Raw genomic sequence first — 19957 nt, 5'->3', positions numbered from 1 at the left:
CGTCCCCGCGTTTTCCCTGGCCGGAATCGTCGCTTGCGACGATGCCCGGCCCGCGCCGGCCGGGCCACCATCCCCCCAGGAATACAGGAACAGGAGACATATCCATGGCACAGGCATACATCGTTGCCGCCACGCGCACGGCGGGCGGCAAGCGCGGCGGAAAGCTCTCGGGCTGGCATCCGGCCGATCTCGCGGCCCAGGTGCTGGACGAGCTGGTGCGCCGCAGCCAGGCCGACCCGGCCCAGGTCGAGGACGTGATCATGGGCTGCGTCAGCCAGGTCGGCCAGCAGGCGACGAACGTGGCGCGCAACGCGGTGCTGGCCTCGTCCCTGCCCGAGTCCGTGCCGGGCACCACGGTGGACCGGCAGTGCGGCTCCTCCCAGCAGGCCCTGCATTTCGCGGCCCAGGCCGTGATGTCGGGCAGCATGGACATGGTGATCGCCGCTGGCGTGGAGAGCATGTCGCGCGTGCCCATGGGCACGCCCAATGCCCTGCCCGCCAAGGCCGGCCTGGGCATGTACATGAGCCCGGCCATGCAGCAGCGCTACCCGGGCGTGGAGTTCAGCCAGTTCATGGGCGCCGAGATGATGGCCGGCAAGTACGGCCTGGCCAAGGACCAGCTGGACGCCTATGCGCTGCAAAGCCATGAGCGCGCCGTGCAGGCCGCGCGCGAGGGCCGCTTCGACCGCGAGATCCTGGCCGTGCAGGCGCGCAGCGCCGAAGGTGGTGCCGAGGGCGAAGGCCAGCCGCACACGGTGGATGAAGGCATACGCTTCAATGCCACGCTGCAAGGCATTGCCGGCGTCAAGACCATCCGCGAGGGCGGCTGCGTGACCGCCGCCACGGCCAGCCAGATCTGCGATGGCGCCAGCGGCGTCATGGTGGTCAGCGAGCGCGGCCTCAAGGCCCTGGGCGTGCAGCCGCTGGCGCGCATCCACCACATGAGCCTGCTGGGGCATGACCCGGTGATCATGCTGGAGGCCCCCATCCCCGCCACCCAGGCCGCGCTGAAGAAGGCCGGCATGCGCATCTCCGACATCGACCTGTACGAAGTCAACGAGGCCTTTGCCCCCGTGCCGCTGGCCTGGCTGCAGGCCACGGGCGCCGATCCGGCGCGGCTCAACGTCAACGGCGGCGCCATTGCGCTGGGCCATCCGCTGGGCGCCTCGGGCACCAAGCTCATGGCCACGCTGATCCACGCCCTGCACGCACGCGGCGGGCGCTACGGCCTGCAGACCATGTGCGAGGGCGGCGGCATGGCCAACGTCACCATCATCGAGCGGCTCTAAGCCCGCGACACCCCACCCTTCTGTCTGGAGCCGCGCATGCAGGACACGCAGAACACGCAAGACACGCCCGTCGTCCGCCTGGAACGCCACGGGGACATTGCCCTCATCGTCCACCACGACAGCGAGCGCATGAATCCGCTGGGCCAGCCCTTCCAGCACCAGCTGCGCGCCCTGCTGGCACAGGTGCGGGCGGACGCGGGCATACGCGCCCTGGTGCTCACGGCCGAGGGGCGGGGATTTTGCGTGGGCGCCGACCTGTCGGCCTTGGGCGGTGCCGCGCCGGCCGACGGCCGCACGCTGGGCGAGCACACGGCAGAACGCATGGAGCAGTTGTCCAACCGGCTGATCCTGGATCTGCAGGATCTGCCCGTGCCCGTGGTCTGTGCCGTCAACGGCGCGGCAGCCGGGGCAGGCGTGGGCCTGGCCCTGGCGGCCGACCTAACGCTGGCCGCACGCTCGGCCTACTTCTACCTGCCTTTCCTGCCGCGCCTGGGCATCGTGCCGGACCTGGGCACGACCTGGTTCCTGGAGCGCCGCCTGGGCCGCGCGCGCGCCTTGGGCCTGGCCCTGATGGGCGAGAAGCTGGGCGCCCAGCAGGCTGCGGACTGGGGCCTGGTCTGGGCCTGCGTGGACGATGCGGTGCTGCGCGATGAAGCAGTGGCCGCCGCCAGGCGCCTGGCCCGGCTGCCGGCCGGTGTGGCGCTGGAGGCACGCCGGGCGCTGGATGCTGCAGCAGCAGGCACTCTGGCGCAACAGTTGAGCTACGAGGCTGGCCGGCAGCGCGAGCTGGTGGGCGGGCCGGCTTTCATGGAAGGCGTGCAGGCCTTCCTGCAAAAGCGCGAGCCTGTTTTCCCACCGCGCCAGCCCAGCTGACACCCGTCTTCCCGCACCCAAAAACGACAGGAGACACCCCCATGCCCGCCTTGCAAGGACTGATGCAGGACCGCCCGCTCATGATCTCGTCGCTGATCGAGCATGCGGCGCGCTTTCACCCGCACACCGAGATCGTCTCGCGCCTGCCGGAAACTCGGGACGGTGGCCTGCACCGCACCGACTGGGCCGGCATGCGCCGCGCCTCCTGCCAGGTGGCCAACGCCCTGCAGTCGCTGGGCGTGCAGCCTGGCGAGCGCGTGGGCACGCTGGCCTGGAACAGCTGGCGCCACCTGGCGCTGTACTTCGGCGTCTCGGGCAGCGGCGCGGTGCTGCACACCATCAACCCGCGCCTGTTTCCCGAGCAGATCGAATACATCGCCAACCATGCCGAGGACCGGGTGCTGTTCTTCGACGTGACCTTCGCGCCGCTGGTGGAAAAGCTCGCACCGCATCTGAAGACCGTGACCACCTATGTCTGCATGAGCGCGCGCGAGCACATGCCCGCGCTGGACCTGCCCGACCTGCACTGCTGGGACGAGCTGGTGGGCAACCAGAGCGAGGACTTCGACTGGCCCGAGTTCGACGAGCGCACGGCCTCCTCGCTGTGCTACACCTCGGGCACCACGGGCAACCCCAAGGGCGTGCTGTACTCGCACCGCTCCACCGTGCTGCACACGCTGATGGAGCTGGCGCCCGACACCTTCGGCCTGAACGCGAGCGAGACCGTGATGCTCATCGTGCCCATGTTCCATGCCAACGCCTGGGGCACGCCCTATGCGGCGGCCATGGCCGGCGCACGGCTGGTGCTGCCCGGCCCCCACCTGGACGGCCAGAGCGTCTACGAGCTCATGCGCGGCGAGAAGGTCACCTTCTCGCAGGGCGTGCCCACCGTGTGGCTGATGCTGTTCCAGTACCTGGATGCGCATCCCGACATCGACCCGCGCGCGCTGGGCGTCAAGAGCATAGGCATCGGCGGCGCGGCCGTGCCGCGCGCCATGCTGGAGCGCTTCGAGAACCAGTTCGGCGCCCAGGTCGTGCAGGGCTGGGGCATGACCGAGACCAGCCCCATCGGCGTGGTCAGCAAGCTGCTGCCCCGGCACGACGCGCTGTCGGGCGAGGAACTGGTCAAGGTCAAGCTCAAGCAGGGGCGCGGCGTCTGGGGCGTGGACCTCAAGATCGTGGACGACGACGGCCGGCCCCAGCCCTGGGACGGCCAGGCCCGGGGGCACCTGCGCGTGCGCGGCCCCTGGATCGCCAGCGGATACTTCAAGGGCGAAGGCGGCTCGCCCGTCGATGAGGAAGGCTTCTTCACCACGGGCGACGTGGCCACCATCGATGCCGACGGCTTCCTGCAGCTGGTGGACCGCGCCAAGGACGTGATCAAGTCGGGCGGCGAGTGGATTTCCTCCATCGACGTGGAGAACGCCGCCATGGGCCATCCCGGCGTGGCCGAGGCCGCCATCATCGGCGTGGCCCATCCCAAGTGGCAGGAGCGGCCGCTGCTGCTGGTGGTGCCGCGCGCAGGCCACAGCGTCAGCCGCGAGTCCATGCTCGATTTCCTGTCCACGCGCATCGCCAAATGGTGGCTGCCCGACGATGTGCTGCAGGTGGCCGAGCTGCCGCACACGGCCACGGGAAAACTGCTAAAGACCAAGCTGCGCGAGCAGTACAAGAACCATCCACTGCCCACGGCCTGAAAGGAGACCTCCATGCCAGGACCGCTTGAAGGCGTGCGCGTGGTCGAGTTCGCGGGCCTGGGCCCGGGGCCGTTCTGCGCCATGCTGCTGGCCGACATGGGTGCCGAGGTGCTGCGCATCGCGCGGCCCGGCACGCCGGTCGATGCACAGGACATCACCACGCGCAGCCGCAGCCAGGTCGAGATCGACCTGCGCGGCGAGGAAGGCCAGGCCTCGGCCCTGGCGCTGATCGCACGCGCCGACCTGCTGATCGAGGGCTTTCGGCCCGGCGTGATGGAGCGCCTGGGCCTGGGGCCCGAGCCCTGCCTGGCGCGCAACCCGCGCCTGGTCTACGGCCGCATGACGGGCTGGGGCCAGCACGGGCCGCTGGCGCATGCGGCGGGGCATGACATCAACTACATCGCCATCTCCGGCGCGCTGCACGCCATCGGCCGCGCGGGCGAGGCGCCCGTGCCGCCGCTCAACTACGTGGGCGACTTCGGCGGCGGCGCCATGCTGCTGGCCGTGGGCCTGCTGGCCGCCCTGCACGAGGCCGGGCGCAGCGGCCGGGGCCAGGTCATCGACGCGGCCATGACCGATGGCACGGCCCTGCTGTCGGCCTTCATGTACGGCTTCAAGGCCAAGGGCCAGTGGAGCAACCAGCGCGGAGAGAACCTGCTGGACGGCGGCGCGCACTTCTATGACACCTATGCCTGCGCCGACGGCAAATACATCGCCATAGGCGCCATCGAGCCGCAGTTCTACGCCGAGCTGCGCCAGCGCTGCGGCATACAGGACCCGCTGTTCGACGCGCAGCTGGACGCCGCACGCTGGCCCCTGCTCAAGCTGCGCCTGGCCGACGTGTTCCGCACGCGCACGCGCCAGCAATGGTGCGAGCTGCTGGAAGGCAGCGATGCCTGCTTCGCGCCCGTGCTCGACTGGGACGAGGCGCCCCAGCATGCCCACAACCGCGCGCGCGCCACGTTCACCGAGGCCGGTGGCGTGCTCCAGCCTGCGCCGGCGCCGCGCTTTTCGCGCAGCGTGCCCGAGCAGCCCCGCCCCCCGCGCGCCGCCAGCCTGCAAGACACGCTGGCGGCCTGGATTGCCCGCTCCTGAGGAAACGCCCATGCCCATGTATCTCACCCAGGCCATCCACAAGGGCCGCCGAGAAAAAGCCGATGCCACCGCCGCCATCTGCGGCAGCGAACAGGCCAGCTGGTCGCAACTGGCGCAGCGCGTGGAACGCTTCGCGGGCCTGCTGCGCGGGCAGGGCGTGGCGCCCGGCGACCGCGTGGGCATGCTGGGCCTGAACTCCATCCGCTACCTCGAGTACTTCTACGGCTGCTGGTGGGCGGGCGCCGTGGTCAATCCCGTCAACATCCGCTGGAGTGCGCACGAGGTGGCCTACTCGCTGGACGACTGCGACACGCGCGTGCTCTTCGTGGACGATGCCTTCGCGCCCCTGGTGCCCCGGCTGCGCGAGCTGTCCTCCAGCCTGCGCACCGTGGTGTTCTGCGGCACGGGCGCCGCGCCCGAAGGCGCGCTGCACTACGAGCAATTGCTGGCCGCCGCCACGCCCTGCGCCGACGCGCTGCGCAGCGGCAACGACCTGGCTGCCGTCATGTACACAGGCGGCACCACGGGCCGGCCCAAGGGGGTGATGCTCAGCCACGACAACCTGTTCATCAACGCCCTGTCCAATGCCAGCAACGTGCCGCGCCAGCATGTGAAGGTGGGCATGGTGGTCACGCCCATGTTCCATGTGGCCGGCTGCGGCCTGGCACTGCTCATGGGACAGCGCCTGGTGCCCCAGGTCATCGTGCCGGCCTTCGACGAGCTGGCCATCCTGGACGGCATCCAGCAGCACGGCGTGAACGAGCTGTTCCTGGTGCCCACCATGATCCGCCGGCTGATCGAGCATCCGCGCCTGGCCGAATTCGACCTGTCCAGCCTGCGCCTCATGCTCTATGGCGCGGCACCCATCGATGCCACCTTGCTGGAGCGCGCCATGCAGTTGCTGCCCGGCGCCGACTTCGCCCAGGCCTACGGCATGACCGAGCTGTCGCCCACCATCGTGTCCATGGGCCCGGCCGAGCACCGTCCCGGCCCGCAGCGCGAACGCCTGCTGCGCGCGGCCGGCCGGCCCGTGACCATTGCCGAGGTGCGCATCGTCGATGGCGAGGGCCGCGAGCTGCCGCCCGGCGAGGTGGGCGAGATCACGGCGCGCGGCCCCATGGTCATGCAGGGCTACTGGAACAGGCCCGCCGAGACGGCCGCCGCGCTCAAGGACGGCTGGATGCACACGGGCGACATGGGCCGGCTGGATGCCGACGGCTACCTCTTCGTCGTGGACCGGCTCAAGGACATGATCGTCAGCGGCGGCGAGAACGTGTACTCGGCCGAGGTCGAGAACGCCATCGCCCAGCTGTCCCAGGTCGCCATGTGCGCCGTCATCGGCGTGCCTGACGAACGCTGGGGCGAGCGCGTGCACGCCGTGATCGTCGCGCGCGAGGGCCAGCCGCTGACCGAGGCCGAGGTCATCGCCCACTGCCGCGAACGCATCGCGGGCTACAAGTGCCCGCGCTCGGTGGAGTTCCGCGCCGAACTGCCGCTGTCGGCCGCCGGCAAGCTGCAGAAATTCCAGCTGCGCGAACCCTATTGGCAGGGCCGCGAGCGCCGCATCAACTGACCCCCACGAACCACCAGGCCACGCCATGCCACTGCAACTGACACGCTCCTGGAGCACCCCCGAGCTGGAAAGCCTGCGCGCCACCGCCGTGCGCTTTCTGGAAACCGAAATGCAGCCGCAGGACGAGGCCGCACGCCAGCGCGGCAACGTGGGCCATGCGATATGGCGCCGCGCCGGCGAGCTGGGCCTGCTGTGCACCGACATCCCCGAGGACTACGGCGGCGGCGGCGGCGACTTCCGCCACGAGGCCGTGATCCATGAGGAAATGGCGCGCCGCGCCCTCACGGGCATGAGCAACTCCGTGCACTCCATCGTGGCCCATTACCTGCTCAACCACGGCACCGAGGCGCAAAAGCGCAAGTACCTGCCGGCCATGGCACGCGGCGAGCTGGTGGGTGCCATCGCCATGACCGAGCCCGGCGCGGGCTCGGACCTGCAGGGCGTGCGCACGCGCGCAGAACTCAGGGACGGCCGCTACCGCATCAACGGCAGCAAGACCTTCATCACCAACGGCCTGCTGGCCGGCCTGATCCTCGTGGTCTGCAAGACCGACCCGGCCCAGGGCGCGCGCGGCACCTCCATCCTCATCGTGGAGACCCGGGACTGCGCGGGCTTTCGCGTGGGCCGCGTGCTCGACAAGATGGGCATGAAGGCCCAGGACACCTCGGAGCTGTTCTTCGACGACGTGGCCGTGCCGCAGGACGCGCTGCTGGGCGGGCGCGAAGGCCAGGGCTTCTACCAGCTCATGGGCGACCTGCCCTACGAGCGGCTGATCATCGGCCTGGCCGCCCTGGCCTGCATGGAAGGCGCCTACGAGGCCACGCTGGCCTATGCGCGCGAGCGCCGCGCCTTCGGCCAGGCCATTGCCGACATGCAGAACACCCGGTTCAAGCTCGCCGAGGTGGCAACCACCCTCACCGTGGGCCGCGCCTTCATCGACCGCTGCGTGGAGCAACTGGTGGCCGGCACGCTGGACACGGCCACGGCCTCCATGGCCAAGCTCTGGGGCTCGGAAGCGCAGGGCCGCGTGCTCGACGAACTCGTGCAACTGCATGGCGGCTATGGCTACATGAACGAATACATGGTCACCCGCATGTACGCCGATGCGCGCGTGCAGCGCATCTACGGCGGCACCAGCGAAATCATGAAGGAAGTGATCTCGCGCGCGCTCTGATGCCCTGGCGGCGCCCTGGCGTGCCCTTGACGCCCTTGACGCCCTCCAAACCCTCTCCCTCACCGATCCACTTTCACCGGCAGCACAGGAGACAGCAGCCATGACCCTCGACGACCTCATCTACAAGCCCGGCCTGCTCAAGGGCGAACGCATACTCGTCACTGGCGGCGGCACCGGCCTGGGCCGCGTCATGGCCGAGGCCTTTCTCATGATGGGCGCCGACATCTACCTGTGCGGCCGGCGCGGCGCCGTGGTCGAGCAGACCGCCCAGGAGCTGGTGCAGCAGCACGGCGGCCGGGCCGTGGGCCATGCCTGCGACGTGCGCCAGCCCGAGGCCGTGGAGCAGATGATCGAGGCCATCTGGGCCGATGGCGGCGCGCTCACGGGCCTGGTCAACAACGCGGCCGGCAACTTCGTGAGCCGCACCGAGGACCTGTCCATGCGCGCCTTCGACGCCGTGGCCAACATCGTCATGCGCGGCAGCTTCAACCTCACGCTGGAGTGCGGCCGCCGCTGGCTGGCCGAGGGCCGCAAGGCCAGCGTGCTGTCCATCCTCACCACCTGGGTCTGGAACGGCTCGGCCTTCACCGTGCCCTCGGCCATGGCCAAGTCGGGCGTGCATGCCATGACGCAGTCGCTGGCCGTGGAATGGGGCAACCGGGGCATACGCTTCAACGCCATTGCGCCGGGCCTGTTCCCCACCGAAGGCATGAGCGCGCGCCTGAACCCGCAGGGCGGCGAGCATGTGCGCGCCGACAACCCCATGGGACGCAACGGCCGCATGCCCGAACTGGCCAACCTGGCCGTCTTTCTCATGAGCCGCCATGCCGAGTACCTGACGGGACAGACCATCGCCATAGACGGCGGACAATACCAGGCGACGGGCGGCAACTTCGCCGGGCTGGCCAGCTGGAGCGACCAGGACTGGGCGAATGCGCGCAGCGCCATCGAATCGCGCAACGCGGCCGACCGCCAGCAAAGAACCGCATAGACACAAGGAGACAAGCCATGAACCAAGAACGCGTGCGCATATCGGTGGACCACGGCGTGGCCGAGGTGACCCTGGCCCGGCCCGACAAGATGAATGCGCTGGACCCCGCCATGTTCGACGCACTGATCGACGCATTGGCGCGGCTGCGGGACACGCCCGGGTTGCGCGCCGTGGTGCTGCATGGCGACGGGCGCGCCTTCTGCGCGGGCCTGGACATGGGCAGCATGGCCGGCATTGCCGACGGCCAGCAGACCGCCGACATGGCCGATCTGTCGCGGCGCACGCATGGCATGGCCAACCGCTTCCAGCAGATCTGCTGGGGCTGGCGCCAGTTGCCCGTGCCCGTGATCGCCGCCGTGCACGGCGTGGCCTACGGCGGCGGCCTGCAGCTGGCGCTGGGTGCGGACATCCGCCTGGTGGCCGAGGATGCGCGGCTGTCCATCATGGAAATCAAATGGGGACTGGTGCCCGACATGGCCGGCTGCGCGCTGGCCGCGCCGCTGGTGCGCGGCGATGTGCTGCGCGAGCTGGTCTACACCGGCCGCATCGTGCCCGGCCCCGAGGCCGTGGCCCTGGGCCTGGCCACGCGCGTGAGCCACGCTCCGCTGGAGGAAGCGCGCCACCTGGCTCGCCAGATCGCGGCCAGTAGCCCGCACGCCATGCGCGCGGCCAAGCGGCTGATGCAGCTCAGCGAAACGGCGTCGCCCCAGGACATCCTGCTGGCCGAGGCGCAGGAGCAGCAGGCCCTGCTGGGCAGCCCCAACCAGGCCGAAGCCGTGCGCGCAGGCCTGGAAAAGCGGGTGCCGGTATTCAGCGATCAAGGCCTTTAGACACCATTTGAAACAGCCGTCGGACCCTGCATCGGGGTCCGGCGCAGCCATCCGCAAATACCCTTATTCGACGCCCTTTCGCCACTGCGCTGATTTTTTAGGCATTCCGTGGAAAGCCTTGCAGGGCGCGGATTCGGCAAGTTACACCCGGAGTTTTCCACAACTCCGTCCACACGCACCGGGGATAAAAACCCGGTGCCCGAGGGGCATGCAAGTGCAGGCATACTTGACGGCTCGCCTCGGCTTTCCCTCTCTTTTCCCATGCCCCGCCTGCACGCTCCCAGCAAGGATGACAGCCGCCTGCTGCCGCCTTTTGCAGCCCTGCCCGAGCGCTGCATCCACGTGCCCGCCACCGACGCCGAATTCGCGGCCGCACGCGCGGCGCTGATGGCAGCGCCCGTGCTCGGCTTCGATACCGAGAGCAAGCCGCTGTTCCACGCCCGCCAGACCGACACCGGCCCCCATGTGGTGCAGCTGTCCACCTGCGACCAGGCCTGGCTGCTGCAGCTGCAGCATGCACAGGCACGCCAGCTGGCGGCCGACGTGCTGGCCAGCGAAGCCATCTGCAAGGCCGGTTTCGGGCTGGACCATGACCGCAGCGCGCTGCCCGCGCGCCTGGGTGTTGCACTGCACAACGTGATCGACCTGGACCGCGTGTTCAAGCGCCACGGCTATGCCAGCTCGGTAGGCGTGCGCGCGGCCGTGGCCCTGGTGCTGGGGCAGAACTTCCACAAGTCCAAGAAGATCTCCACCTCCAACTGGGCTGCACCGCAGCTGAGCCTGGCCCAGCGCCACTACGCGGCCAACGACGCCCACGGCGCCGCCATGGTGCATGCCGCCCTGCCCGCCTGGGAACAGCGCCAGCCGGCCGTGGCCGAACGCCCGGCCAGGCCCGCCAGGCCTGCGCCCGAACCCCGCGGCCCCGGCAGCTCCAGCGGCCCGCGGGGACCACGCAGGCCCCACGCGCCACGCGAGCAGGACGCACCGCATATGTCGCACGAGCCGCACGAGCCGCACGAGCCACATGCACCGCGCGAGTCCAGCGCCCCACGCCCATCGCCACGCCCGTCCCGCACCCCACGCCTGCTGCAGGCGCCGGTCACACCGGGAAAGCCAAGCCCTGGCTAAGCCCCTTCCTCCTGCGACACCAGCCGCACCCGGTCGCGGCCTGCACGCTTGGCCTCGTAGAGCATGGCGTCGGCACGCGCCAGCGCCTGCTCCAGCGTCTGGCCCTGCGCCATCCAGGCCACGCCAAAGCTGGCCGTGATGCGCATGTCGTCGGGCAGCGCGCTGAAGCCCATCAGGCGCAGCTGGGTCTGTATGCGCCGTGTGATCAATTGCGCGGCCAGCGGATCGGCGTGCGGCAGCAGGGCCACGAACTCCTCCCCGCCAAAGCGTGCAACCAGGTCCTGCTGGCGCGTGCTGCGAAGCAGCAGGCGCGCAAAACGCTGCAGCACCTCGTCGCCCGCCGCATGGCCCCAGCCATCGTTGACGCGCTTGAAATGGTCCAGGTCGCAGACCAGTACGGCGGCCGACAGCTGGGGCTGCTCGGCCCGCCGGTGCTGCACGGCCTCCTTGAAGGCGCGCCGGTTCAGCAGCCCGGTCAGCGGATCGCGGTCGCGCTCCTTGTGCAGCTCCTGCACGGTGTCGCGCACCGCCACTGCCAGAAACAGCATGGCAAACAGAAGGCCGAACACCAGCAGGCTCAGCTGCATCGCCATCCACGAGGAAGAAATGCCCAGCCATTCGCCGGCCACGCTGGCCGTGACCGGATTTGCGCGCGGCACCGCCCACAGCGCACGCACGAAAAAACTCAGGGCAAAGGCCACGAACACCCACAGCAGCAGCCGGTCCCAGCCTGTGCAGGGCTGCCGGGGCGGCAGCCGCCACAACGGCAGGGCCAGTTGCAGCCCCAGGCCGAAATTGAGCACATGCTGGCGCGCCTGCGCATCGGGCACGGCCCAGGCGTAGTAGCCCAGCACCAGCAGCACCGCGCCGCCGAAGCCGGCCGCCAGCGGTGCATCCGGGCGCACGCCCTGGCGTATGGCCATGGCCTCGGTGACGAACCAGGCCGCGCATAGTTGCAGCGCGGCCGTCGTCAACACATTGACGGGAACGGCCGCGGGCCGCTCAAGGATCTGCAGCAGCAGCGCCAGGCTGAAGCCGGTGAAGGCGAACGACATGCTACGCAACTCGCGCCGGGCACGCAGATGCCGCCAGCAGACATAGAAACAGCCGGCCAGCAGCAAGGTGCACAGGGGCACCGCCAGCGCCAGAAGATGTCTTGCTGTCAACGTCACCATCAACTCCCTGATGGAGTCTAGCGATCCGGTCACGTTGTCGCACACCGTTAACAAAATTACACAATCACTCACAGCCCGGATGCCGTGAGGGCAGGCAGATCCGGTCGCGGCCGGACAGCCCTGCATACTGGCATGTGCGCGCCGCATATGTTCGTAACCAACGCATCGTTGGACGCGTCAGGCAGGCACGCCACAATGCCAACCGTCCTCCGCTTGCAACAACCTCAGGACTTGCGCAAACAGGATGCGAGAACGCGCCGCGCCCCATGGCACATCGCACGCCTCTGCCCTTGTTGCGTAAGCCGTCACCAGAAAGGCAACTCTCCATGCGCATTGAAACCCTGGCCGTCCACGCCGGCTACTCGCCCGACCCCACCACCAAGTCGGCCGCCGTGCCCATCTACCAGACCGTGGCCTACGCCTTCGACAGCGCCCAGCATGGCGCCGACCTGTTCGACCTCAAGGTGGCCGGCAACATCTACACGCGCATCATGAATCCGACCACCGACGTGCTGGAAAAGCGCGTCGCGGCGCTGGAAGGCGGCATTGCCGCCGTGGCCGTGGCCTCGGGCATGGCCGCCATCACCTATGCCATCCAGGCGATTGCCGAGGCCGGCGACAACATCGTCTCGGCCAGCACGCTGTACGGCGGCACCTACAACCTGTTCGCCCACACCTTCCCGCAGCAGGGCATCACCGTGCGCTTTGCCGATCCGCGCGACCCGGCCAGCTTCGCCCAGCACATCGATGAAAAGACCAAGGCCATCTTCATCGAGTCCATCGGCAACCCGCTGGGCAATGTCACCGACATCCGCGCCCTGGCCGACGTGGCCCACGCCCATGGCGTGCCGCTGATCGTGGACAACACCGTGCCCAGCCCCTATCTGCTGCGCCCCATCGAGCACGGCGCCGACATCGTCGTGCACTCGCTGACCAAGTACCTGGGCGGCCACGGCAACAGCGTGGGCGGCGCCGTCGTGGACAGCGGCAAGTTCCCCTGGGCCGAGCACAAGACACGCTTCAAGCGCCTGAACGAGCCCGATGTCAGCTACCACGGCGTGGTCTACACCGAGGCTCTGGGCGAGGCCGCCTACATCGGCCGCGTGCGCGTGGTGCCGCTGCGCAATACCGGTGCCGCACTGTCGCCGCACAACGCCTTCCTGATCCTGCAGGGCATAGAGACGCTGGCCCTGCGCATGGACCGCATCTGCGAGAACACCCAGAAGATCGCAGAGACGCTGCAAAAGCATCCCAAGATCGAATGGGTGCGCTACGCCGGCCTGCAGGACCACCCCGACCACGCACTGGTGAAGAAGCAACTGGGCGGCCGCGCCTCGGGCATCCTCTCGTTCAGCCTCAAGAACGGCAGCGGCGACAGCGACACGCGCGCCGCCGGTGCGCGCTTCCTGGACGCGCTGCAGCTGTTCACGCGCCTGGTCAACATCGGCGATGCCAAGTCCCTGGCCACGCACCCGGCATCGACCACGCACCGCCAGCTTGATGCCGAGGAGCTTGCCAAGGCCGGCGTGACCGAAGGCATGGTGCGCCTGTCCGTGGGCATCGAGCACATCAGCGACCTGCTGGCCGACCTGGAGCAGGCGCTGGACAAGGTCTGAGACGCCGTCAGGGCCTGCGCGAGCGCTCGCGCAGTTCCTGCGAGGAGTAGAAGATCAGCGGATCCGGCGTGCGCTGCGGATTGGCGCAGGGCTCGATGGCATGGCCGCGCGGCGGGGCGCAGCGTGCCAGGTCACGCAACTGGGCCTGGGTGCGTTCGGCGTGGCGTGCGGCGGTCTCGCCTTCGGAGGGGCGGCTGCCGGGCACGATCAGGCGCAGTTCCATCTTGCGGATGGCCGGCTCCACGGCGTACGTGCCCTGGAATTGCAGCACCACGCGGCGCCCGGGCAGGTCCACCGTGGCCAGCACGGCACGCATGGGCACGGGAATCATCGCTCCCGACTGGTAGCGCACCAGCACAAAGGGCGCAAAGGGCTCGGGCAGCTTCAATGCCAGTGTCTGGCCCTTGCCGTTGCCGTTACGCCCATCGGCTCGCACGCGCAGTTGCCCGCCATCGGGCAGATAGCGGTCCAGCCGCCAACCCGTGGCCACGCGCTGCGCGCCCACACAGGGCGCGTAGTAATACTCGGTGGCGTCGGCATCCTTGCCTGTGTAGAGCATCTGGGCGCCCTCGTGCTCGGTCAGCGCCTTGGTGCCCACATCCGCGCCGTCCGCCTGGGCGCCGACCAGCGTGCCGCCGCGTACGAACACACCCGTGTACGGGAACCAGGTAGTGCGCTGGTTGGCCACGGCGCCATAGGGCTTGCATTCGGTGGACATGCTCTGGTCCTGCATGTCGGCATGGGGGGCCACGGGCTCGCCGCCTTGCCCGCCGCCCTGGTCGGCCAGGCTCAGGCGGCCATCGGCCTCGATGGTGAAGGTGGCCTTGGCCACCATGGAGTAGTAGCGGCCGGCTGCGTCTTCGCCGATCAGCAGCAGGCTGGGCAGGGGCGTGAGGTTGGCGACCTCGGGCTCGGCGCGTGGCGTGTCGGCCGGGGCCTGGGCAGGCACCTGGGGCCGGGGCTGGTCCTGTGGCTGGCTGGGCGCCGGTGCCTGGGGCGGCGCAGTGGCGCAGCCGGCAAGGACCAGGGACAGCGGCATGGCAAGAACAAGCGAACGCAACAACATGGAACTCCCTCGGATCATTGAGGCCGACGATGCTACTGCATGCGCCGGTGCGCGATGCAATGCCATGGAACGCGGCACGGGCAGGCTCAGGCCAGATCCCTTGCCAGCCGCAGGCCGGTCATCTGCCAGCGCGCCTGGGTGGGGAAGAAATTGCGGTAGCTGGCGCGCGCATGGCCGGGCGGCGTGAGGCAGGAGCCGCCACGCAGCACGTACTGGTTGACCATGAACTTGCCGTTGTACTCACCCACCGCGCCCTCGGCCACCACAAAGCCCGGGTAGGCGGTGTAGGCCGACTGGGTCCACTCCCAGACCTCGCCCAGCGCATGGCTGCCGGGCTGCATGGTGCGCGGGTGCACGGGGCCCGGTGGCTCGCCGTGCTGCGGGCGCTGCGCCATCTGCGCGGCAAGGGCCGCCTCCCATTCCGCCTCGGTGGGCAGGCGCGCGCCAGCCCAGCGCGCATAGGCATCGGCCTCGAAGTAAGAGAGGTGGCAGACGGGCCTGCGCCCGTCCAGCGCCAGCGCGCCATGCAGGCTGAATTCCTGCCATATGCCGTCCAGCACGCCACCGGCCTGGCGCCGCCAGTACCACGGATGCTCCAGTTGCTGCGCGCAGCGCCAGTCCCAGCCTTCGGCCAGCCACCACTGCGGCTGGGCATAGCCGCCATCCTTGACGAAGCGCAGGAACTCGGCATTGCTCACGGGCCGCTGCGCCATCTCGCAGCCCTGCAGGAACACCTCGTGGCGCGGGCGCTCGTTGTCGAAGGCAAAGCCCTCGCCCGCATGGCCCACGGCGTGCATGCCGCGCGGCACGGTCAGCCATTGCAGCGGCGGGGGCAATCCATCGGGCTCTTGCGGCGCAGGCACGCCCTCCTCCTGCGCCCGGTAGGCAGGCCACAGCGGGTGGCAGGACAGCAGGTGCTTGATGTCGGTCAGCAGCAGTTCCTGGTGTTGCTGCTCATGCTGCAGGCCCAGCTCCAGCAGCGCGGCCAGCCGTGCAGGCGGCTGCATGCCCCAGTCCTCGAACATCTGCAGCATGCGCTGGTCCACGGCCTCGCGATAGGCCAGCACCCGCGCCAGCGAAGGGCGCGTCAGCAGCCCGCGCTGGGCACGCGGATGCCGCTCGCCCACCTGCTGGTAGTAGGAGTTGAACAGCACGCGAAAGTCGGCATCGAAGGGCGGCACGCCGGGCGCATGCTCGGCCAGCACAAAGGTCTCGAAGAACCAGGTGGTATGCGCCAGATGCCATTTGGCCGGGCTGGCATCTGGCATGGACTGCACGCAGGCATCCTCGGCCGACAGGGGCGCGGCCAGCAGCACGGTGCTCTGGCGCACGGCCTCGTAGCGCTGCACCCAGCGGAAGACGGCGGGCATTTCACGCATGGGCATGGATGACGGCAAACCACTGGCGCTCATCCGTCCAGACATGGCAGGGCCCGAAGCCCGCGCAGGCCAGCATGCCGAGGAATTCGGGCAGCGGGTACTTGTAGCTGTTTTCGGTGTGGATGGTCTCGCCGGCCGAGAAATGCCGCAGCCCCTGCGGCCAGCCCACGATCAGCGGCCGGCGCGCGCGCAGGTGCATCTCGATGCGCGAATGCTCGGCGTTGAAGAAGGCCACATGCTCCCAGTCGTCCGGGTTGAAGTCGCTGCCCAGCAGGCTGTTGACGTGGCTGAGCAGGTTCAGGTTGAAGCGCGCCGTCACGCCCTGGGCATCGTCATAGGCGGGCTCCAGCCATTGCGTGGACTTGGGCAGGTCTATGCCGATCAGCAGGCCGCCGTCGTCGTTGACCATGGCACGCATCTGGCCCAGCATGCGCCGGGCCTGTACCGGGTCGAAATTGCCGATGGAAGAGCCCGGATAGAACAGCAGCCGCCCGGCCTGCGGGATATGGGGCGGCAGGGTCAGCGGCTCGGTGATGTCGGCCGTGACGGCATGGGCCTGCAGTTGCGGAAATTCCTCGGCCAGCCGCCGCACGGACTGGCGCAGGAAAGCGCCCGCAATGTCCACGCCCACGAAATGCCGTGGCCGCAGGCTGCGGCACAGGCCGCGGACCTTCTCGCAATTGCCGGCGCCCAGCTCGATCAGCACCTCGCTGCCGCGCAGGGCCTCGGCCATGGCGGCGCCCGAGTCGGCCAGGATGGCGGCCTCGGTGCGCGTGGGGTAGTACTCGGGCAGCCGTGTGATCTGCTCGAACAGGTCGCAGCCGCGCGCGTCGTAGAGGTATTTGGGGGAAACCTGGGCCTGGGGCTGCATCAGCCCGTGCTGCAGCTCGGCGCGGGTCGCGCGCAGTGCGTGGTCCGCCCATTCCGGGGCCGCCTCGCGCCTGCTGCCCTGGGCGGGCGCACGGGGCGCCGAAGGCAAAGGCAGCGGCACGCGCTGGGCGCGCGATGCCAGGGCAGAGGAAGACACGGTAGGTTCGTGGGCAGACAGCATGGTGGGGGCCTCGCGTTGTGCGCCGCCCGCCGCAGCATGGTGAATGCCGCATCCCGGCTTGCAGCAGGGCGCGGTCGCCAAGGGGCGGACAGCCAATGGTGACTGACGCCTGCCAACGGCAAGCGAGCCTCGCAAGACTCGCACCGGCAGGCCGAGGCACCAGCCTAGGCGCCTGCCCCGGGCATGCGGGTAGGACAGTTTCCCCCGCGCGTGATTTTTTCGTGACCTGTCCGGTGGTGCGCCGCAGCATGCCCGAAGCAGGCCAGGGCGCCGGTCGGGACGAAAAAAATCCGGTATGCCGCGAACGGCATACCGGACCAAGTACCCATCCTTGCCTCACTACGCGCTGCCGGATGAAGCAGCGCGTGCCTCGCTCATGATCCGGAGATCAGAAGCGATAGCCCAGTCCCACACCGACCAGCACCGGGTTCACCTTGAAGGTGCCCACCTTGGTGCCGGCGGAGCTCACGTCCGTTTCAATGAAGACTTTCTTCACGTCGAAATTCAGCGACCAGTTCTTGTCCAGCGCGTAGTCGAAACCGATCTGCAGCGCGCCGCCGAAACTGTTCTTCTTGATCGAGGGGTTCAGCGCGGCCTGCACGGCAGGGTCGAAGCTCACGCTCGAAAAGCGGGTGTAGTTCACACCGGCGCCGACGTAGGGCTTGAAAGCGCCGAAATTGGTGAAGTGGTATTGCGCCAGCAGCGTGGGCGGCAGGTGCTTGAGGCTGCCGATCTGGCCCAGGCCGTTGGCACGCAGGTCGTGCTTTTGCGGGTAGGTCAGCACCAGCTCGGCCGCGATGTTGGGCGTAAAGAAGTAGGACACGTCCAGTTCGGGCATCCACTTGTTGTTGATCGACAGGCCCAGACCCGTGCTGTCCTTGTTGGCGCTGTCCAAATTCACGGCGCGCACGCGCACCATCCAGGGGCCTTCGGCCTGCTGCGCAAACGCGGCACCCGACGACAGGGCGCAAACGGCAGCAACGGCGAGCAGAGTTCTTTTCATGATGGAGAGTCTTGGAGTAGCCCGGGGCAAATCCCGTAGCTGTATTGCATCAGGGGCGGGCAAGGCCGGTCTTGTCCTAGCTCAAATCCGAAGGTGGGCGCCGCCGCATGGCCGGATCGCGTTGGATGCATGCAACGCATCGCACTGCAGGCCAGCGGCAACCGATGCGAGGTGACTGGCTTGAGGTTGGAGCTGCGATGCCGTGGCTGCATCGCCTCCATGACTACATGCTCACTGGATGCATGCTGTTGCGCCTCGGCGATGTCCTGGACTTTGCGCCATCTGCATTGGTCAAGGAGATGGAAAAGCGCATGAAGGTGATCGGCCAGGGCGGCGATACGGCCAGCGCCTGACTGCTTTCGCCATGAGGGGAAGCCGGCCGCTGGAGCGCCGGGCCGGCATAAGCAAAGACGCAGATGCCGCTTGCACGGCCGTGCAATACGCACTAATTTGGAGGGCCGGCCCGGCCATCGGCGCCGACGGCAGACTCTGCACGTACCCATCCCTACCCGCCTCTTTCATGACCACCCTCAAGCTCTACTACGCGCCCGGCACTTGCGCCCTGGCCACCCGCATCGCCCTGATCGAAGCCAATGCGCCCCACGAAGTCATCAAGCTCGACTTCCCCAAGGGCGAGCAGCGCAGCCCCGAATACCTAGCCATCAATCCCAAGGGCCGCGTGCCCGCCCTGGTGACCGAGCGCGGCGTGCTCACCGAAACGCCGGCCCTGCTCGCCTACGTCGCGCGCCGCTTCCCCGAGGCCCGGCTCGCTCCGCTCGATGATGCCTATGCCTTCGCCCACATGCAGGAGTTCCACGGCTACCTGTCCTCCACCGTTCACGTGGCCCACGCCCACGGCCGGCGCGCGGGCCGCTGGGCCGACGACGAACCGGCCATTGCCTCCATGCAGCGCAAGGTGGCGGCCAACATGGCCGAGTGCTTTGGCGTGATCGAGCGCCATTACCTGGGCGATGCACCCTGGGTGCTGGGCTCCGACTATTCCGTGGCCGACGCCTATCTGTTCACCATTGCCGGCTGGCTGGAGGGTGACGGCGTGGACATCGCCGGCTTCCCCAAGGTGCAGGCGCACTTCAAGCGCATGGGCGAGCGTGCTGCCGTGCGCGGGGCGCTGGGGGGCTGAGAGGGGGAGGCTGCCCGCGATACCCGCAATGAAGGTGCTTGGTCAGGTATCTATTGCAGGTTTGCGGCAGATGCCGTTCACTTGCCGATTCATCGGGAAGGAACGCTGGCGCGCAATGCCTTGCCCACATCGGCAGCGCCTCGGCCAGCACCTGGCTGCGGAAGGCCTCCGGCAAGGCACTGGGCGTCAGCCCATCGACCGACACGCCCAGCAGGCGCTGCAGTTCCTCCTGGATGGCGGCCTCATCCATCAGGGTCGCACGGTGGGACTCGACCACATGGCGAATCCCGGTACGGTTCAAAGCCAGCGCTTCGGAAGGTTTCATGCATTCCTCGCCATGCATGGCCATCGCACAGCAGATGCCGCGTCGAGTGCATCCACTCCAGGTCGCCGGGTCAAAGCGCCTCGCAACCGCCTTGGCACATCCGCCAAATTCAACAGAAAACCCAGCATCTCCGAAAGCCATTCGTAAATTTACCTTCGCAGTCCACCAAGCCCCGAGCCTCTACCGCCGTCCCCAAGCCTTGCCTACAGTCGCCAGGACAGGCAGGGGCGTTGCACAAGGCGGCGCCTTTTCGCCATTCCAGAAACGACGGATTCAGACGACAGGGTGGAGCATGCAAAGACAAGCCAGGGTGATTGCCATCAACAACCAGACGGGGCTCATCGGCCTGCAGCCGGAGGGAGAGGACAGCTGCGTGCTGGCACAGCAGCTCGATACCCGCCCCGTGAATACGGGCCAGATGCTGTCAGGGGAGATGGACAGCGTGGGCATGGAGACGTTTGTGAACGCGCAGACGCAGGACCGCATCGAGGTCTTTGTCGAGGCCTACGGGTTGTCTCCAGAGGCGGTGGAACTGGCGATGCGCTGAGTTG

Annotated in this window: 18 protein-coding genes; 12 read left to right on the top strand and 6 right to left on the bottom strand. The window is 68.6% G+C overall.

The window, feature by feature from the left end:
* Window positions 1-104 precede the first annotated feature (104 nt).
* The 9 genes from ACFPFG_RS28620 to ACFPFG_RS28580 all read left to right on the top strand — a co-directional run bounded on the left by ACFPFG_RS28620 (window position 105) and on the right by ACFPFG_RS28580 (window position 10650).
* A complete protein-coding gene (locus tag ACFPFG_RS28620) occupies window positions 105-1289 on the top strand; it encodes an acetyl-CoA C-acetyltransferase (RefSeq protein WP_197955749.1) in 1185 nt (394 codons plus the stop codon).
* A gap of 36 nt (window positions 1290-1325) precedes the next feature.
* Window positions 1326-2162, top strand: coding sequence for an enoyl-CoA hydratase-related protein (locus ACFPFG_RS28615; protein WP_197955747.1), 837 nt, complete (start codon window positions 1326-1328; stop codon window positions 2160-2162).
* Window positions 2163-2203: 41 nt separating this feature from the next.
* Window positions 2204-3859: a long-chain-fatty-acid--CoA ligase gene (locus ACFPFG_RS28610; protein ID WP_380109307.1), complete on the top strand. Its 1656-nt coding sequence runs from the start codon at window positions 2204-2206 to the stop codon at window positions 3857-3859.
* A gap of 12 nt (window positions 3860-3871) precedes the next feature.
* Window positions 3872-4954, top strand: coding sequence for a CaiB/BaiF CoA transferase family protein (locus ACFPFG_RS28605; protein ID WP_312375937.1), 1083 nt, complete (start codon window positions 3872-3874; stop codon window positions 4952-4954).
* A gap of 10 nt (window positions 4955-4964) precedes the next feature.
* Window positions 4965-6527 (top strand): long-chain-fatty-acid--CoA ligase, encoded by a 1563-nt coding sequence (locus ACFPFG_RS28600; RefSeq protein ID WP_312375940.1) that lies wholly within the window; start codon window positions 4965-4967, stop codon window positions 6525-6527.
* A gap of 25 nt (window positions 6528-6552) precedes the next feature.
* Complete coding sequence (locus tag ACFPFG_RS28595) at window positions 6553-7701, top strand: acyl-CoA dehydrogenase family protein (RefSeq protein ID WP_380109303.1); 1149 nt, start codon at window positions 6553-6555, stop codon at window positions 7699-7701.
* Between the two features lie 100 nt (window positions 7702-7801).
* Window positions 7802-8692 (top strand): SDR family oxidoreductase, encoded by an 891-nt coding sequence (locus ACFPFG_RS28590; protein WP_183021696.1) that lies wholly within the window; start codon window positions 7802-7804, stop codon window positions 8690-8692.
* Window positions 8693-8709: 17 nt separating this feature from the next.
* Entirely contained in the window at window positions 8710-9522 is an 813-nt protein-coding gene (locus tag ACFPFG_RS28585) for a crotonase/enoyl-CoA hydratase family protein (protein ID WP_183021697.1), read from the top strand.
* Window positions 9523-9783: 261 nt separating this feature from the next.
* Window positions 9784-10650, top strand: coding sequence for a 3'-5' exonuclease (locus tag ACFPFG_RS28580; protein ID WP_380109301.1), 867 nt, complete (start codon window positions 9784-9786; stop codon window positions 10648-10650).
* Here the strand turns inward: ACFPFG_RS28580 and ACFPFG_RS28575 are convergent.
* Window positions 10647-11825 carry a GGDEF domain-containing protein gene (locus ACFPFG_RS28575; protein WP_380109298.1) on the bottom strand — a complete coding sequence of 393 codons (1179 nt, stop codon included), beginning with the start codon at window positions 11823-11825 and terminating at the stop codon, window positions 10647-10649. The two genes, ACFPFG_RS28580 and ACFPFG_RS28575, sit on opposite strands and share 4 nt — an antisense overlap.
* Before the next feature lie 326 nt (window positions 11826-12151).
* On the opposite strand from ACFPFG_RS28575, the gene ACFPFG_RS28570 reads away from it, so the two are divergent.
* Window positions 12152-13441 (top strand): O-acetylhomoserine aminocarboxypropyltransferase/cysteine synthase family protein, encoded by a 1290-nt coding sequence (locus ACFPFG_RS28570; protein ID WP_197955731.1) that lies wholly within the window; start codon window positions 12152-12154, stop codon window positions 13439-13441.
* Window positions 13442-13448: 7 nt separating this feature from the next.
* Here ACFPFG_RS28570 and ACFPFG_RS28565 read toward each other — a convergent pair whose 3' ends face one another.
* The 4 genes from ACFPFG_RS28565 to ACFPFG_RS28550 all read right to left on the bottom strand — a co-directional run bounded on the left by ACFPFG_RS28565 (window position 13449) and on the right by ACFPFG_RS28550 (window position 17940).
* Window positions 13449-14507: a hypothetical protein gene (locus tag ACFPFG_RS28565; protein WP_183021701.1), complete on the bottom strand. Its 1059-nt coding sequence runs from the start codon at window positions 14505-14507 to the stop codon at window positions 13449-13451.
* 86 nt (window positions 14508-14593) lie between these two features.
* Window positions 14594-15892, bottom strand: coding sequence for an ergothioneine biosynthesis protein EgtB (gene egtB / locus ACFPFG_RS28560; protein ID WP_380109295.1), 1299 nt, complete (start codon window positions 15890-15892; stop codon window positions 14594-14596).
* Window positions 15879-16937 (bottom strand): L-histidine N(alpha)-methyltransferase, encoded by a 1059-nt coding sequence (gene egtD, locus ACFPFG_RS28555; protein ID WP_380109292.1) that lies wholly within the window; start codon window positions 16935-16937, stop codon window positions 15879-15881. Before egtD ends, egtB begins: the two co-directional genes overlap by 14 nt.
* A gap of 388 nt (window positions 16938-17325) precedes the next feature.
* Entirely contained in the window at window positions 17326-17940 is a 615-nt protein-coding gene (locus ACFPFG_RS28550) for an OmpW/AlkL family protein (protein ID WP_012206635.1), read from the bottom strand.
* 520 nt (window positions 17941-18460) lie between these two features.
* Here ACFPFG_RS28550 and ACFPFG_RS28545 point away from each other — a divergent pair.
* Window positions 18461-19081 (top strand): glutathione S-transferase family protein, encoded by a 621-nt coding sequence (locus ACFPFG_RS28545; RefSeq protein ID WP_197955722.1) that lies wholly within the window; start codon window positions 18461-18463, stop codon window positions 19079-19081.
* On the opposite strand, the gene ACFPFG_RS28540 is transcribed toward ACFPFG_RS28545, so the two are convergent.
* A complete protein-coding gene (locus tag ACFPFG_RS28540) occupies window positions 19032-19406 on the bottom strand; it encodes a hypothetical protein (protein WP_374622630.1) in 375 nt (124 codons plus the stop codon). The genes ACFPFG_RS28545 and ACFPFG_RS28540 overlap by 50 nt on opposite strands.
* Before the next feature lie 292 nt (window positions 19407-19698).
* Between ACFPFG_RS28540 and ACFPFG_RS28535 the strand changes: the two genes are divergently transcribed.
* Window positions 19699-19953: a hypothetical protein gene (locus tag ACFPFG_RS28535; RefSeq protein WP_183021706.1), complete on the top strand. Its 255-nt coding sequence runs from the start codon at window positions 19699-19701 to the stop codon at window positions 19951-19953.
* Window positions 19954-19957: the final 4 nt, after the last annotated feature.

The organism is Delftia deserti (assembly GCF_042653485.1).
GTDB lineage: Bacteria > Pseudomonadota > Gammaproteobacteria > Burkholderiales > Burkholderiaceae_C > Comamonas > Comamonas acidovorans.
The sequence above is the reverse complement of the archived record's forward strand: the minus strand, read 5'-3'. Positions and strand labels throughout refer to the sequence as shown.

Excerpts from the sequence above, each read along its gene's own strand:
- ACFPFG_RS28620 (WP_197955749.1), top strand. The coding sequence starts at position 105 with ATGGCACAGGCATACATCGTTGCCGCCACGCGCACGGCGGGCGGCAAG.
- ACFPFG_RS28615 (WP_197955747.1), top strand. The coding sequence starts at position 1,326 with ATGCAGGACACGCAGAACACGCAAGACACGCCCGTCGTCCGCCTGGAA.
- ACFPFG_RS28610 (WP_380109307.1), top strand. The coding sequence starts at position 2,204 with ATGCCCGCCTTGCAAGGACTGATGCAGGACCGCCCGCTCATGATCTCG.
- ACFPFG_RS28605 (WP_312375937.1), top strand. The coding sequence starts at position 3,872 with ATGCCAGGACCGCTTGAAGGCGTGCGCGTGGTCGAGTTCGCGGGCCTG.
- ACFPFG_RS28600 (WP_312375940.1), top strand. The coding sequence starts at position 4,965 with ATGCCCATGTATCTCACCCAGGCCATCCACAAGGGCCGCCGAGAAAAA.
- ACFPFG_RS28595 (WP_380109303.1), top strand. The coding sequence starts at position 6,553 with ATGCCACTGCAACTGACACGCTCCTGGAGCACCCCCGAGCTGGAAAGC.
- ACFPFG_RS28590 (WP_183021696.1), top strand. The coding sequence starts at position 7,802 with ATGACCCTCGACGACCTCATCTACAAGCCCGGCCTGCTCAAGGGCGAA.
- ACFPFG_RS28585 (WP_183021697.1), top strand. The coding sequence starts at position 8,710 with ATGAACCAAGAACGCGTGCGCATATCGGTGGACCACGGCGTGGCCGAG.
- ACFPFG_RS28580 (WP_380109301.1), top strand. The coding sequence starts at position 9,784 with ATGCCCCGCCTGCACGCTCCCAGCAAGGATGACAGCCGCCTGCTGCCG.
- ACFPFG_RS28575 (WP_380109298.1), bottom strand. The coding sequence starts at position 11,825 with ATGGTGACGTTGACAGCAAGACATCTTCTGGCGCTGGCGGTGCCCCTG.
- ACFPFG_RS28570 (WP_197955731.1), top strand. The coding sequence starts at position 12,152 with ATGCGCATTGAAACCCTGGCCGTCCACGCCGGCTACTCGCCCGACCCC.
- ACFPFG_RS28565 (WP_183021701.1), bottom strand. The coding sequence starts at position 14,507 with ATGTTGTTGCGTTCGCTTGTTCTTGCCATGCCGCTGTCCCTGGTCCTT.
- egtB (WP_380109295.1), bottom strand. The coding sequence starts at position 15,892 with ATGCCCATGCGTGAAATGCCCGCCGTCTTCCGCTGGGTGCAGCGCTAC.
- egtD (WP_380109292.1), bottom strand. The coding sequence starts at position 16,937 with ATGCTGTCTGCCCACGAACCTACCGTGTCTTCCTCTGCCCTGGCATCG.
- ACFPFG_RS28550 (WP_012206635.1), bottom strand. The coding sequence starts at position 17,940 with ATGAAAAGAACTCTGCTCGCCGTTGCTGCCGTTTGCGCCCTGTCGTCG.
- ACFPFG_RS28545 (WP_197955722.1), top strand. The coding sequence starts at position 18,461 with ATGACCACCCTCAAGCTCTACTACGCGCCCGGCACTTGCGCCCTGGCC.
- ACFPFG_RS28540 (WP_374622630.1), bottom strand. The coding sequence starts at position 19,406 with ATGAAACCTTCCGAAGCGCTGGCTTTGAACCGTACCGGGATTCGCCAT.
- ACFPFG_RS28535 (WP_183021706.1), top strand. The coding sequence starts at position 19,699 with ATGCAAAGACAAGCCAGGGTGATTGCCATCAACAACCAGACGGGGCTC.